Source organism: Cytobacillus sp. SAFR-174 (genome assembly GCF_051964675.1).
Taxonomy (GTDB): Bacteria; Bacillota; Bacilli; order Bacillales; family Cytobacillaceae; genus Cytobacillus.
In genome coordinates this window covers 16,280-30,048 of the sequence record NZ_JBQCMZ010000022.1, presented here as the reverse complement: position 1 = coordinate 30,048, position 13,769 = coordinate 16,280, and the positions used below count along the sequence as shown (strand labels likewise).

The following is a 13,769-nucleotide window of genomic DNA, read 5'->3' as shown; positions in this document are numbered from 1 at the left end:
CTGTCGAATTAGAAGCTCAGCAAACGTTTTAAAAGTTTTTTCTGTTTGAAATCGGGAAGGCATGTGCTTTCGCAAGAAGCGACAATTTCCGTTCATTGTAGGCTGTCCATATCAGTGATAACATTGAGTTATATAAATAGTCATAAAATTTTGCTTTTTGTCATATAGAACCCTTTTTCTATGAAAATAATTGCAAGAGGTGCCGTCATGATAGATGAAATTATTAAGCTTCGCCGCAGGGGGCTGTCATTCCGTAAAATCGCCAGTAAGCTTGATACAACAGTAGGAAAAGTACAGTACCAGTGGACCAAACTTATCCAAAATAAAGGGAAGCGCGACAGCGGGGAGTCTTTAGGGGGAAAATTAATATCTGAAGAAAATATCGTGCAAAATCAATCGAAGGATCATTTGACATTAACACGCTCAAGCGATGATAAGGCAAAAGTATCCTGGAGATTGTCTATTCAGAAGGTGAAGATGCTATCACTATACTTGGACAAGCCAGTATCCTCCTTGAGAAAATCTTTAAGAATCTATGATGTTACCGGGGTTGTTTTTAACGGAGCCAATTCGGTCTGTGATCATGAAGTTATCCTGTCCGATCATTCTGAATGGACCTTTAAAGGGCTCAAACCCGGCAAAGTGTATTGTGTTGAGCTGGGCATTAAAATAACAGATATTCATTTCATCCCGTTACTGCGATCAGAAGCACTATATACTTCTGAGGAATCACCTTCCCAAGGAAAAAATGAATCTGAGGTTCAGCCTGCATGGACGGTAAATGTGAGTACATACACCTATTATGAATCAGTGAGTGAAGGAGAAGGAAAAGAATGATGGACTCGGTAACTTCAGAACTAACGAATAATAGTCTCATTAATAATAAACCTAAAATCCTTCTTCTTACCTGGGAGTATCCTCCCCATGTAGTAGGCGGTTTATCAAGACATGTGTATGGACTCGCAGGAGGATTAAAACAGGACTATGAGGTTCATATACTGACTGCTAATCCCGGCACTCTTTCCAGCTATGAACATATAAACGGTATCTATATCCACCGGGTTAAGCCGCTGAATGAAAAAGATCCTAATTTTCTGCACTGGATTTTGGGATTGAATTTGGCGATGGAACAAAAAGCCATTGAACTGTCATCCTTCCACCACTTTGAAATCATTCATGCACATGACTGGCTTGTAGGTGCATGCGGCCTGTCCTTAAAGGAGAGCTTGTACTGTCCTTTAATTACAACTATACATGCAACAGAATATGGAAGGAATAATGGGATTTACACAGAATTGCAGAAATTTATCCATACAAAAGAAGAGCAGCTGATCATTGGATCAGATCAGGTTATTGTCTGCAGTGAATATATGAAGGAAGAGGTACTTCAGCAATTTTCAATTGCCAGGGAAAAAATAGCTGTTATCGCAAACGGAATCAGCAAAGAAACACTTCTTGATGATCCTGACAGCTTATTGGAAAGGCTTCCGGTAAAAAAAGGCGGGAGACTGATATTCTCCATTGGACGGATGGTGAGGGAAAAAGGGTTTGAAACCTTGATTGAGGCAGCGCCAATAATAAAAGAGAAGTATCAGGATGCTTATATAATCGTTGCCGGCAAAGGTCCTATGCTTGAAGCACACAGAAAAAAAGCAAGAGAACTGAAGGTTGATGATGTCATACTATTTCCGGGATTTATAAATGACATGCAAAGATTAGCTCTCTTTCAGAAATGCGAAATCGCTGTTTTTCCAAGTTATTATGAGCCATTTGGTATTGTAGCCCTCGAAGCAATGATCACAGGAAAGCCGGCGATCGTATCCAATACAGGTGGGTTAAAGGGAATTGTTAAACATGAATATTCCGGGCTGTTCATGGTTCCAGGAGATCCACACAGCTTCGCAGAGCAGGCTTCTGCTCTTCTAGAGAACCCTAAAGCCGCCGATACAATTGGCAAACAAGGTCAAAAGGTCGCAGAAAGCCTATTCAGCTGGAGGCGCATTGCTGATGAAACAAATAGAGTATTTCAAGAAACCCGGATCAGCCAGAAGCTTGAAGATCTGGTGTGATATATTTTACCTGCCATTCAAATCATGTTAAAAAAATTATAGAAAAAGGTGCATAAAGATGAATACATTAAATTGGATTCAATCTGATGTTTATGAAGAAATGGAGAAAGCGCCGATCGGGAAATTGAGGATGATTCCCGGATTATGGATAGATGGGAAAACTTACTGGATGGAAAATGTCAGTAAAGAAATGTTTCCTGATGAAAATATTTCTGTACAAATTAAAACAGAAAAAATCCACTCTAAAATTTCCTATTTTAGATGCTATATTACGAACCATGCGGACGAGCCCAGAACGATTAAGCTTCTATTGCAGCACAGACATGAGTTTTCTTCCCGTGAACAACTTACTTTCATTTCCCCCGCAGAAAATGTCATCTTTCATATGGCTGGTTCCAAGCTGTTTTTGGTCAATGGCCAGCTAAACGGCAAAAAAATGGAAGAGTGTACGATTCAGCCATACTGGAACATTTTCAGTGACCAAATATGGAATTGCAAAAAGAAGGGAACATTAAAATACCACCCTATGGCTCAAGGGAATGCAATAAGCATCTTCGCACTTAATGCAGTATTTAATGGCAGAGGAACAGCAGAAGGGGAGTCATGGATTATCAGCGGAAACAGCAAATCAGAAACACTTCAGTATAACAGCCTGCTGATAGACAGGGTTAAAGAGGATACTTTTAAAAAAACGTACTAGCATTTCGATTTAAAAAATGATATTATAGAAAAGTCGTATGAACGAACTAGTTTGAACATAGTTTGGAGGGAAATTACATGCGTGTAAACATTACGTTAGCTTGCACAGAATGTGGAGATCGTAACTATATTTCTAAAAAAAATAAACGAAATAATCCAGATCGTCTTGAGCTTAAAAAATATTGCCCAAGAGACAAGCGTTCGACTGCACATCGCGAAACAAAATAAGCGGTAGGATCATTCCTACTGCTTTTTTTGTTGACTTTTTTTATGGGTATCCTTGCCTTTTCTGGATAAATTATTGTTAACTTTGCAAAAACTGGAGGTTTTTACATGGAAATTGATAAGAAGGTCCTTAGGAAGCAAATGCAGGATCGGTTGAAGGAATTGAGCAAGCCTGAGTATGAACAGCTATCCTATCAAATTGCCACAAGCCTTTATAGCACCCCTTTATGGAGCCAGGCCAAAACGATAGGAATAACAGTTTCAAAGGCGCCTGAGGCTGATACATGGCAGATCATCAGAAGAGCTTGGGGTGAAGGGAAGAGGGTTGTTGTCCCGAAGTGCATACCTCAATCAAAGCAAATGGAGTTCCGTGAATTGAATAGCTTCATGGATTTGGAGTCAGTGTTTTATGGATTATGGGAGCCAAATCCTGAAAAAACGGATGAAGTCCGCAGTGAAGAAATCGATGCTTTAATCGTTCCCGGACTGGCATACATGAAAAATGGTTTCCGGCTTGGGTTTGGTGGAGGATATTATGATCGTTTTCTCGAGCATTATAAAGGAAGAACGGTTTCACTGGCTTTTGAAATGCAGGTTATAACACGCTTTCCAGTGGAAAACCATGACAAGCCGGTGGAAATGATTATTACCGATCAGCAGGTGTGGGCATCCGGTGATGCTTGAATCCATTGCTATTATTATTTTTATATTGATCACATCCCTGGCCGGATATTATTTCGGATTACTGACCTTTTCAGGCAGTATAGCGGCATTCATTGTGGGTGCGGCAGCAGGCTGGGGATTTGGTTTTTATGGCCTTCTAGTCCTGGGGTTCTTTTTTGCAAGTTCAAGCTTCTGGTCAAAATTTAAAAGCCATAAAAAAAAGCAATTCGAAAATAAGCATGCAAAAGGATCAAGGAGGGATTGGCAGCAGGTTGCTGCAAATGGAGGCATAGCTGCAATTGCCAGCATATTTTATCTGCTGGATCCATCACAGGTTTGGCTGATAATGTTTCTTATCGGACTCGCGGCAGCAAACTCGGATACATGGGCATCAGAAATTGGCTCATTAAGTCAAAAACCCCCCATTTCTCTGAAGACCTGGAGGACAATCGAAACGGGTACTTCCGGTGCTGTCAGCTCTCTGGGCACACTTGCAGCTTTGTCAGGTTCTTTTATAATAGCCCTTCTATCAAATGTGCTGTTTGACATTACAATTTATGAGGTTTTACTGATTGGAGTTTTTGGGTTTGCAGGGAATTTGATTGATTCTTTATTGGGTGCTTTTCTTCAAGCTGAATACAAGTGCCAGATATGCAGTTCAAACGTGGAAACAGCCGAACATTGCGGGCAGCCGGCCTCTTTGATAAAAGGCTGGCATTTTGCAGATAATGATTTTGTTAATTTTTTTTCAGGTTTAGCTTCTGCCTCGGTGGGAATGCTTCTATATATCTTATTGGCATAAAGGGACTTTGCTGTTCTCTACAATTAAGTAAAGGGGAGTTATTATGAAAAATCGGGTAAACAGAGTGGTGCTGATCGGAACTGGCTTCGTTGGATCAAGCTATGCGTTTGCATTATTAAATCAAGGTGTTACAGAAGAACTGGTGCTGATTGATTTAAATAAGGATAAATCTGAAGGAGATGCCATGGACTTGAATCACGGCATGCCCTTTGCCCCTTCCCCAACATCGATCTGGTTTGGAGATTATTCCGATTGCAAAGATGCTGATTTGGTTGTCATTACTGCTGGAGCGAATCAAAAACCCGGTGAGACCCGCCTGGATCTTGTAGAAAAAAACTCTAAAATCTTTAAAGGAATAGTTGAGCATGTCATGAACAGCGGTTTTGATGGCATTTTTCTGGTTGCGACAAATCCAGTGGATATTCTCACGTTTGCTGTCTGGAAATACTCCGGGCTCCCAAAAGAAAGAGTAATTGGATCCGGAACAATATTGGATACGGCCAGATTCAGATTTCTGCTGGGTGAATATTTCAAGGTCGATACGAGAAATGTTCATGCGTATATAATAGGTGAACACGGAGATACTGAATTGCCTGTGTGGAGCCATGCCGATATTGCTGGGAAAAGCATTGAAGACTGGATGAAGAAAGAAGAGAACTATAGGCAGGAAGATCTTAATGGGTTATTCCTTAATGTCAGAGATGCAGCTTATCATATTATCGAGCGAAAAGGTGCGACTTATTATGGAATAGCCATGGGTCTGGTCAGACTGACGAAAGCCATCCTTCAGAACGAAAATTCCGTCCTTACGGTGTCAGCTTATTTAGATGGGGAATATGGTCATGAGGATGTTTATATTGGGGTGCCTGCTATAGTCAATAGAAATGGCATTCGTGATATTGTTGAACTTCACCTAAACACCGAAGAGAAGAATCAGTTTACCCATTCAGTTAATGTTCTCAAGAAAACAATGGAACCAATATTGAAGGATTAATCAGCTTGTATCAATGGTGAAATTTATTTTGATATAGAGAATGGATAAAAATTATTCCCTCTTCTCACAATAAGGTAGAGGAGGGAATTCAATGTCTCGATTATTATCTATTTTTATGATTGGGCTGGGTACTTATTTTGCCTATCATAACCGTTATCGATTGATTAATGTTATGTTTGGGAATGTTTTTCTGCGGAAGCTGCTGGTTACTTCAGTCATGAGTTTTCCGCTTGTCCGCGACAGGATGATGAGCTCTGTTTTCTCTTCCGGGCCATCAGAAGGGCGGCAATCTTGAAGTAAAAAGACCGTAATAGGTCTTTTTATTTTGCCGATATCTAAAGGTGCTTTTTCTTTTACAAAAGGTTTCTTTTTTGCCTATAGTTAAATAAAGTATAGTAATTAATGCAACATATAGAGAGTGGGGGAAGAATTGGCCGTTCAAGAGGATTATGTATTTTGGAAACTTGCGGATTATTTCATATCTGACCACGGATACAGAATGATTCAGTTATCTGGTGATCAGGATGAATTATGGCTTGAAAGGATGGAGAATAAAAACATAAAGGCAATCAGGCTCTTAAAATATGACCTTGACTGGAGCAATTGGATGCAGCGGGATATTGAAGTGACGGCCCAGAAAGCTGAATCGGTCAGGAAGCAGCTTGGAAAAAGGGAAATGCCGGTTTTAAATATCTATGTTTCTGCGTACCTGCCTGTTGATGACTATGAATTCCGGATCACAGACCCCTTCATGCCTGAAAACGGGAAAGCCTCTGTTCAAAACATGATCATTGAATCCGGAAAACCGGAAAGTCTGCATGCGGTTGAAGAAATTTTCGAAAAACCGTTAACCCTTCCGGGGGGGAATTATACGGAAATGGATGCCGATGCCCTGAAACATGCTGCTCTTTCTAAAGCCGTAAAAACAGCAAAAAAAGAAAAGGAAATGTTCAATTTTGGAAAGCCCTTTTTCACGTATATATTTATAATTATTCAAGTTGCTGTTTTTTTACTTTTGGAAGCAATGGGCGGCAGTACAGATACCTCGACGTTAATTAAGTATGGGGCTAAATTTAATCCATTAATTCTAGATGGGGAATGGTGGAGATTTTTAACCCCGATTGTCCTTCATATTGGATTACTTCATTTACTAATGAATACACTTGCCTTATATTATCTTGGATCCGCAGTGGAACGTGTGTATGGAAATTTAAGGTTCCTATTTATTTATTTGGCTGCTGGATTTGGGGGAACATTAGCCAGTTTTGTTTTTAGTCCTACACTTTCAGCAGGGGCCAGCGGTGCTATTTTTGGCTGCTTTGGGGCACTTTTATATTTTGGGCTCATTTATCCAGGCCTTTTTTTCCGGACTATGGGTTTTAATATACTTGTTGTATTAGGAATCAATCTTGCATTTGGATTTACCATCCCGGGAATTGATAATGCCGGACATATAGGAGGGCTGATTGGCGGATTTCTTGCTACTGGCATTGTGCATTTTCCCAAGAAGAAAAAGCCATTGCTTCAGCTGCTGTTTTTAGCTGGATCATTCTGTCTGGCAGCCGGCTTGATGAAGTATGGATTCAATGAACCGGGAAGACTATTAAATGAACAAACTGCTATGGTAATGGCCGAGGAACATATCAATGGTGAAGAGTTTGAAAAGGCTCGTTTAATGCTTGCTGATTTTATTGAAGAAGGGAACGCTTCACCGGAAGTCTATTTTCTATTATCATATGCTGAAATAAAAGTGGGGAGATTAAAAGAAGCAGAAGAGCACCTGCTTCATGTAATTAAGGAAGATGCTTCTTTTCATGAGGCACATTATAATCTTGCACTAATCTATTTAGAAGAAAAGCAGCCGGAAAAAGCAAGGAATCATGCACAAAAGGCCGCTGATCTTCAGCCGGATCAGGAGGAGTATCAAAAGCTGTTAAATCAAATAGAGTGATGATGACAGAATTTTCAGCTTACTACCCGGGAAATAACCGCTGCATCTCCCTGCAATTTTTACGAATCATGCCATTCATTGGTATGATTTTTTTTTTGCATGTCAATGATGTTGAATAGTATGCAAGGAAAAGAATGGAACAGAATGCTGAGGTGGGGATTTTGGAGAAAGCGAGAAGAGAGTCTGTAAAGGTTTCTCTGAAAGATAATATTGAGTATCTTAGAGATGCTCTTGGAGTTGATAAAAGCTTTGATGTGATTCAGCTTGATGTTGAATATGCAGAAAGGGAAATGGCTTTATATCTGGTAGATGGCTTTGTAAAAGATGACATTCTGCACTATCTGATGAAAATGCTTGCCGGCCTGGATGCAGCCCAGCTGGAAGGAGATACACTTTCCAGACTGATAAAAACGTATATACCATACGTTGAAGTTGAAACAACTGATGACTTGGATAAAGTGGTGGATATGGTGCTGGCAGGACCGACTGCTCTAGTCGTGGATGGTATCGACGAAGTAATTCTCATTGATGCACGTACATATCCGGTAAGAGGCCCTCAGGAGCCTGATATTGAACGTGTTGTCCGCGGCTCAAGGGATGGGTTTGTAGAAACACTTGTTTTTAATACAGCTTTAACGAGGAGAAGAATTAGGGACAGAACACTGCGCATGGAATATATGCAGGTGGGCAGGCGTTCCAAGACAGATGTTGTTGTCAGTTATATTGAAGACATTGCAGATCCTGATATGGTGAAGAAGATAAAGGAGTCTATCTCTAAAATTGATACTGATGGATTGCCGATGGCCGAAAAATCAATAGAGGAATTCATTTCAGGACGGCATTGGAATCCATATCCCATGGTAAGGTATACCGAAAGGCCTGATACGGCAGCAACCCATCTTTATGAAGGCCACGTCTGTATCATTGTCGATGGTTCGCCAAGTGTTATCATAACACCGACAACCTTCTGGCATCACCTGCAGCATGCTGAGGAGTACAGGAATAAGCCGCTTGTAGGCGCTTATTTGCGATTTGTCAGATTTTTAGCTGTATGGGCTTCCATTTTCCTTTTGCCATTATGGTACTTATTTGCGATAGAGCCGCAGCTGCTTCCTGATGCATTATCCTATATCGGGCCCAATGACACAGGAGAGCTGCCATTAGTCGTTCAGTTCCTGATGATAGAGCTTGGTCTCGATATGCTTAGGATGGCAGCAATCCATACTCCTTCCGCCCTGGCCACTGCATTGGGACTCGTGGCGGCCCTGATGATTGGTCAGGTAGCAGTTGAAGTGGGATTGTTTATAAATGAAGTCATTCTTTATTTAGCGATAGCGGCAATCGGTACATTTTCAACCCCAAGCTATGAAATGAGCCTGGCAAACAGGCTGATAAGAATCGGTCTGCTGATATCAACCAGTATTTTTCATACTTACGGCTATGTAGTTGGCATTTTGCTGATGATTATCATGCTTGCCAGAATGAAGTCTTTTGGGGTGCCCTATTTGTGGCCGTTCATCCCTTTCAATCTGAGAGCATTCAGGGATGTATTGCTAAGGTCACCAATACCATTGAAGAACAGGCGGCCGCGTTTCCTGCATCCAAAGGATCCGGACCGCTAATCTAAAACCCTTCCTGCCTGGAAGGGTTTTTTTATATATTCCAGGTGCTTCTCTGTCTTGAGAAGGGGGGGATTTTAGATTATACTTTAATGTGGTATAAACTTATCAATAAGGCAGAGGTACAGAATGAAAACCATTTATGATATACAGCAGTTTCTAAAGAAATATGGAACTATCATCTACATAGGGGATCGGGAAGCTGATTTGGAGCTTATGGCTGCTGAATTAACAGAGTTATATGATTCCCAGCTTATTGATGTGAAAGATTATCAGAGCAGCATCTTGATCCTGCGGACTGAAATTCAGAATCTTAAAGAGAATAAATAGAAAGAAAAGGTGATGGAGTTTGGCAGAAAAATGGCTGGTAGGGGTAGATTTAGGCGGAACAACAACAAAGCTTGCTTTTATTAACTACTATGGGGAAATAATTCATAAATGGGAAATTCCCACGGATAATAGTGAAGAAGGAAAAAATATTACTATTAATATAGCTAAAGCCATCGATCATAAGTTAGAGGAATTGGATTTAAGCAAGGATAAAATTATCGGCATTGGCATGGGGGCGCCGGGTCCAGTAAATCTGGCAACAGGTGTTGTATATAACACTGTTAATTTAGGCTGGAAAGATAATTACCCGCTGAAGGATCTTCTTGAAGTGGAAACATCACTTCCAGTCATCATTGATAATGATGCTAACTGTGCTGCTATCGGGGAAATGTGGAAGGGTGCCGGAAATGGCGCTAAAGATCTGGTATGTGTAACACTCGGCACAGGTGTCGGCGGAGGCGTAATTGCCAATGGCGATATTGTGCAGGGAGTCAGCGGGGCTGCAGGTGAAATAGGCCACATTACGTCCATTCCTGTTGGCGGGGCTCAGTGCAATTGCGGCAAAACTGGCTGCCTTGAAACAATTGCATCTGCTACAGGCATTGTCCGGCAGGCTCTGGAAAACCTGGAATCCGGCGGAGAAGGGGCTCTATCTCAATTGTACAAGGCAAACGGGTTTATTACTGCAAAAGACGTTTTTGATTCTGCAAGGAATGGGGATGAAACATCCCTCCTGACAGTTAATAATACAGCTATGCACCTTGGATTGGCATTGGCAAATATTGCAAATACGTTAAATCCGGAGAAAATAGTATTGGGCGGTGGTGTTTCCAGAGCAGGAGATATACTGCTTAAGCCGGTTATTGCAAATTTCATTAAATTTGCGTTTCCAAGAGTGAAGGAGTCAACAGTCATTGATATTGCGACATTGGGCAATGATGCCGGAGTAATTGGTGCAGCCTGGCTGGCAAAAAATAAGTAAATTGAGAGAAAAGTACCTGATATTGCAGGTGCTTTTTCTTTTTCTCCAAAAGTGAGAGTTTAGGCAAATCAGATCCCTGGTTACATAACAGCTGCTCATTTTTTACAAGGTTGTATAGTCATCTTTTCTTCTTTTTCTCATAAAATTGAAATGATGGAAAGGGGGAGAAAGATGAAAGTCAAAGTCCGCTCAGGAGATTCCTTATGGTATTACAGTCAGCTCTTTATGATGCCAGTCAATCTCATTGCTGATGCTAATCCCGGGATTAATCCTGCATCACTAAAGATAGGCCGCGAAATTAGCATTCCCGGCTTTACATTACTAAATTATACGGTTAAGTCAGGTGACACCTTTTGGAAGCTGAGTTCTTCACGCAATCTCTCTGTGGATGCTCTTCTCCTGGTTAATCAATCCCTTAATCCGAACAGCCTGATCCCTGGTACGGCTATAAAACTGCCGAGGCGCGTCATTTCCCCAATTGTATCAGGCAGGAGAAATTATGATTATAAAGCATTAACAGCCGATATCTCCATGCTGGCAGATATTTATCCGTTTATAAAAGTAAATACAATTGGCCAAAGTGTTCTTGGAAAACCAATTCAGGAAATACGGTTAGGAAAAGGGAATAAGAAAGTGCAAATCAATGCATCCTTTCATGCAAATGAATGGATTACGAGTCCTATATTAATGGCTTTGCTGAACAGCTTTCTTTTATCCATTACAAATGTCCGGCCGATTAGAGGAATTTCAACAATGCCTTTGTATAATTCCGTTGACCTTTCCATAGTTCCAATGGTGAACCCTGATGGGGTTGACCTGGTATTGAACGGGCCTCCAGCGGAAGTCAGGGAGGAAGTTATTTCAATAAACAGGGGCAGCACTGATTTCTCAGGCTGGAAGGCTAATATTAGAGGGGTTGATTTAAATAATCAGTTTCCTGCCAAATGGGACTTTGAGAAACAGAGAAGTGAACAAAGTGGGCCGGCACCAAGAGATTATCTTGGCGAAGCCCCGTTAACGGAACCGGAAGCCATAGCGATGGCGGAACTGGCAAGAGATAATCAATTCGATCGGATGCTGGCCTTTCATACACAAGGTGCAGAGTTTTATTGGGGATATGAGGGAATGGAGCCGCCGGAATCGGAGGTAATCGCGCAAGAGTTCGAGCGTGTCAGCGGATATAGGGCAGTCCAGTACATTGATAGCTTTGCCGGTTATAAGGATTGGTTTATACAGGATTTCCGGATGCCCGGATTCACAATTGAATTGGGAAGAGGCGTTAATCCGCTGCCCCTGTCACAGTATGATGATATTTATGAAGAGGTGCTGGGCATTTTTCTTGCCTCGCTTTATATGTGAAAAAATTATCGTTAAAATTGATTCTGTATTGTATTTTAATCAAGCAGACATTAAAATTACTATCATACTAACATCACTATGCCAATAGTTCTATGGAAACCAGCCGCTTTTCCAAAATGAAGACGGAAAAACGGCTTTTTTCTATTAAGCTTATTAATTCTATTATTATTGAAACATTTTCATGCAATTTACGTACTTATATTTAGGGAGAAAAGGAGGTGCGGATTTGGTAAACATTGCAGATCAAAGGAAGTTTCTTTTAGTATCTTTTATTATGCTGGTTTCCTTATTTTTAATAACCGGCTGCGTACAGCCTGAAGAAACTAAGATAGAGCAGAATAAGGATCAGGAAAAAGAAGCTTCTGAGCCTTCCGCACCACCTGATGAAGCCGGAAACAAGAGCATTAAGCCTCTCCGGATTAAAGAAGGGGAATTTCAGGGAGCAAATGGCTGGCTCAGCGATGATCAAATTGTTTACACTGTAAATGATGGAGCAGCTTCCAGGGTTTTTGCTTATAGCCTGTTTTCAGGTGAACAGGAGCTTCTATACGAAGGTTCACATCCGATTGCATCCGTAACAGTAAGCCCAGGGGGCAGATACATTCTGATTCGGTCATCACCCGGCACTTATGAAGCGGCCTTAACGGTTATTAAATCAAATGGAAAAGTTGTCTGGGAGGAAAATATTACAGGCTTTGATTTTTCTGTTGAGTGGAATCCTTATGATGAAGAGTCTATATTAATTGCTTCATTTACTGAAGAATGGGATTTTACACCCTACCATATTGATATCGAAAAAGGTACATATGCAGAATTAAGTTTAAGAGAGCCTTTTGCTAAATGGGTGGATTCAAATCATCTTTTTTTCCTCGATTGGGATAGTGAAAACCCGTCACTTTTCGCACCGCTTGTTAAGCAATCAATTGATGGAAATAATGAAACACTGGTTGAGGAAGACATTTTTCAATTCGATGCTGGCAGGGATAGGCTGATGACTATTACTGTGCCGGCAAATCAATCAGACCAGGCACTGTATACTTTTATGGATAATCATTTAAATGAGCTATCTTCCTTCTCGGTACCTCATTTGACAAGATTTTCGGATTGGCTTGTGCCGTATTATGACTGGACTCCCCGAGGAATCATTACTTTTCAGCCATTGTACAGCGCTGAGAGTGATATGTATGCAGGGGGATTTCAGCTTATATCCGTTGACAGTGAAACCGGCGATAAGGAAGTGCTTTTCGAAGATATGGAAAATGCGCCGCTCAGCTGTTCACCCAACGGGAAAGCCTGTTTAACAGGTTTCTATCTTGAGGAACTGGTAATGACCGAAAGAAAAGAGGTCATTCGGTTAGTTGAACATAACGAGTAATCAAGCAGGTAAAGGAGCAGAGATATGGCAATCGCAGATGTTACAGTCATTCCAATTGGAACGGAAACACCAAGTGTCAGCAGCTATGTTGCAGACATTCAGCGTGTACTAAAAAAATACGAGGAAAGCGGCACCATCCGTTTTCAGCTGACACCCATGAATACCATTATTGAAGGGGAGCTTTCTGATTTGTTTGAGGTTATCCAGGCAATGCATGAAGTCCCTTTTGAAAAAGGCTTAATGAGAGTGGCGACAAATATCCGCATTGATGACAGAAGAGATGTTAAGAGGAAAATGGAAGAAAAGGTCCAAAGAGTTGAAAGCCGGCTTAATGATTAAAATAAAAGGGCTTCCACTGAGGGAAGCCCTTTTATTTACTAAAATAAAGCCCAATGCGCCGCGGGTTGGCGGTCACGCTGTGTTTTTCTTAGTGTACAGCAGGATATCCACTGTTAATTAAGGTCATTACAGAGAACCATCCGAAAACGGCAAGTGTTCCTACAGCAAAAACCAAGCCAAGGAAGTTCTTGTTCTTCAGTGCACTAAATGCACCAAAAGCTGCAAGAACTGCGACTAATGCAAAAATGATTGGTAGTCCCATTAAAACAGCCCCCTTTATTTCGTGATCAGCAGGCAAAAGCCATATCAAAATCATTCTTCAGGTTATATACCCATTATGTAAAACCCAAGTATATACATTC

The 13,769-nt window shown here is 41.1% G+C and carries 16 protein-coding genes; 15 read left to right on the top strand and 1 reads right to left on the bottom strand.

Going from position 1 to position 13,769, the window contains the following annotated elements:
- Positions 1–207 precede the first annotated feature (207 nt).
- The 15 genes from ACTHRG_RS19200 (at position 208) to ACTHRG_RS19130 (ending at position 13,407) form a co-directional block, all read left to right on the top strand.
- Positions 208–837, top strand: a complete 630-nt coding sequence (locus tag ACTHRG_RS19200) for a DUF4912 domain-containing protein (protein ID WP_286148361.1) — start codon at positions 208–210, stop codon at positions 835–837.
- Positions 834–2,069 (top strand): glycosyltransferase family 4 protein, encoded by a 1,236-nt coding sequence (locus tag ACTHRG_RS19195; protein WP_440231810.1) that lies wholly within the window; start codon positions 834–836, stop codon positions 2,067–2,069. The genes ACTHRG_RS19200 and ACTHRG_RS19195 overlap by 4 nt, the downstream gene beginning before the upstream one ends.
- Positions 2,070–2,127: 58 nt before the next feature.
- Positions 2,128–2,769, top strand: a complete 642-nt coding sequence (locus ACTHRG_RS19190) for a hypothetical protein (RefSeq protein ID WP_076258040.1) — start codon at positions 2,128–2,130, stop codon at positions 2,767–2,769.
- Positions 2,770–2,846: 77 nt separating this feature from the next.
- Positions 2,847–2,996, top strand: coding sequence for a 50S ribosomal protein L33 (gene rpmG / locus ACTHRG_RS19185; protein WP_053434400.1), 150 nt, complete (start codon positions 2,847–2,849; stop codon positions 2,994–2,996).
- A gap of 105 nt (positions 2,997–3,101) precedes the next feature.
- Positions 3,102–3,677: a 5-formyltetrahydrofolate cyclo-ligase gene (locus ACTHRG_RS19180; RefSeq protein WP_076258041.1), complete on the top strand. Its 576-nt coding sequence runs from the start codon at positions 3,102–3,104 to the stop codon at positions 3,675–3,677.
- Positions 3,670–4,458: a DUF92 domain-containing protein gene (locus tag ACTHRG_RS19175; RefSeq protein WP_440231825.1), complete on the top strand. Its 789-nt coding sequence runs from the start codon at positions 3,670–3,672 to the stop codon at positions 4,456–4,458. Before ACTHRG_RS19180 ends, ACTHRG_RS19175 begins: the two co-directional genes overlap by 8 nt.
- 43 nt (positions 4,459–4,501) lie before the next feature.
- Positions 4,502–5,452, top strand: a complete 951-nt coding sequence (locus tag ACTHRG_RS19170; protein ID WP_440231809.1) for an L-lactate dehydrogenase — start codon at positions 4,502–4,504, stop codon at positions 5,450–5,452.
- Between the two features lie 91 nt (positions 5,453–5,543).
- Complete coding sequence (locus ACTHRG_RS19165; protein WP_048008275.1) at positions 5,544–5,747, top strand: hypothetical protein; 204 nt, start codon at positions 5,544–5,546, stop codon at positions 5,745–5,747.
- A gap of 135 nt (positions 5,748–5,882) precedes the next feature.
- Positions 5,883–7,403, top strand: coding sequence for a rhomboid family intramembrane serine protease (locus tag ACTHRG_RS19160; protein WP_440231808.1), 1,521 nt, complete (start codon positions 5,883–5,885; stop codon positions 7,401–7,403).
- Between the two features lie 161 nt (positions 7,404–7,564).
- A complete protein-coding gene (locus ACTHRG_RS19155; protein ID WP_335689566.1) occupies positions 7,565–9,025 on the top strand; it encodes a spore germination protein in 1,461 nt (486 codons plus the stop codon).
- 126 nt (positions 9,026–9,151) lie between these two features.
- A complete protein-coding gene (locus ACTHRG_RS19150; protein WP_048008273.1) occupies positions 9,152–9,352 on the top strand; it encodes a YqgQ family protein in 201 nt (66 codons plus the stop codon).
- Between the two features lie 19 nt (positions 9,353–9,371).
- Complete coding sequence (locus tag ACTHRG_RS19145; protein ID WP_335689564.1) at positions 9,372–10,334, top strand: ROK family glucokinase; 963 nt, start codon at positions 9,372–9,374, stop codon at positions 10,332–10,334.
- Positions 10,335–10,505: 171 nt separating this feature from the next.
- Complete coding sequence (locus tag ACTHRG_RS19140; protein WP_440231806.1) at positions 10,506–11,693, top strand: M14 family metallopeptidase; 1,188 nt, start codon at positions 10,506–10,508, stop codon at positions 11,691–11,693.
- Positions 11,694–11,919: 226 nt separating this feature from the next.
- The gene (locus ACTHRG_RS19135; RefSeq protein WP_440231804.1) at positions 11,920–13,068 is read left to right on the top strand and encodes a hypothetical protein; all 1,149 of its coding nucleotides are present in this window, start codon (positions 11,920–11,922) and stop codon (positions 13,066–13,068) included.
- A 24-nt stretch (positions 13,069–13,092) separates the two neighbouring features.
- Positions 13,093–13,407 carry an MTH1187 family thiamine-binding protein gene (locus tag ACTHRG_RS19130; protein WP_076258048.1) on the top strand — a complete coding sequence of 105 codons (315 nt, stop codon included), beginning with the start codon at positions 13,093–13,095 and terminating at the stop codon, positions 13,405–13,407.
- A gap of 88 nt (positions 13,408–13,495) precedes the next feature.
- On the opposite strand, the gene ACTHRG_RS19125 is transcribed toward ACTHRG_RS19130, so the two are convergent.
- Positions 13,496–13,669: a DUF2759 domain-containing protein gene (locus ACTHRG_RS19125; protein ID WP_048008269.1), complete on the bottom strand. Its 174-nt coding sequence runs from the start codon at positions 13,667–13,669 to the stop codon at positions 13,496–13,498.
- Between the last annotated feature and the right edge of the window lie 100 nt (positions 13,670–13,769).

Bases quoted from the DNA above. Each gene is read 5' to 3' on its own strand.
- ACTHRG_RS19140 (WP_440231806.1), top strand. From the start codon at position 10,506: ATGAAAGTCAAAGTCCGCTCAGGAGATTCCTTATGGTATTACAGTCAG.
- ACTHRG_RS19170 (WP_440231809.1), top strand. From the start codon at position 4,502: ATGAAAAATCGGGTAAACAGAGTGGTGCTGATCGGAACTGGCTTCGTT.
- ACTHRG_RS19180 (WP_076258041.1), top strand. From the start codon at position 3,102: ATGGAAATTGATAAGAAGGTCCTTAGGAAGCAAATGCAGGATCGGTTG.
- ACTHRG_RS19190 (WP_076258040.1), top strand. From the start codon at position 2,128: ATGAATACATTAAATTGGATTCAATCTGATGTTTATGAAGAAATGGAG.
- rpmG (WP_053434400.1), top strand. From the start codon at position 2,847: ATGCGTGTAAACATTACGTTAGCTTGCACAGAATGTGGAGATCGTAAC.
- ACTHRG_RS19165 (WP_048008275.1), top strand. From the start codon at position 5,544: ATGTCTCGATTATTATCTATTTTTATGATTGGGCTGGGTACTTATTTT.
- ACTHRG_RS19125 (WP_048008269.1), bottom strand. From the start codon at position 13,669: ATGGGACTACCAATCATTTTTGCATTAGTCGCAGTTCTTGCAGCTTTT.
- ACTHRG_RS19175 (WP_440231825.1), top strand. From the start codon at position 3,670: ATGCTTGAATCCATTGCTATTATTATTTTTATATTGATCACATCCCTG.
- ACTHRG_RS19200 (WP_286148361.1), top strand. From the start codon at position 208: ATGATAGATGAAATTATTAAGCTTCGCCGCAGGGGGCTGTCATTCCGT.
- ACTHRG_RS19195 (WP_440231810.1), top strand. From the start codon at position 834: ATGATGGACTCGGTAACTTCAGAACTAACGAATAATAGTCTCATTAAT.
- ACTHRG_RS19150 (WP_048008273.1), top strand. From the start codon at position 9,152: ATGAAAACCATTTATGATATACAGCAGTTTCTAAAGAAATATGGAACT.
- ACTHRG_RS19130 (WP_076258048.1), top strand. From the start codon at position 13,093: ATGGCAATCGCAGATGTTACAGTCATTCCAATTGGAACGGAAACACCA.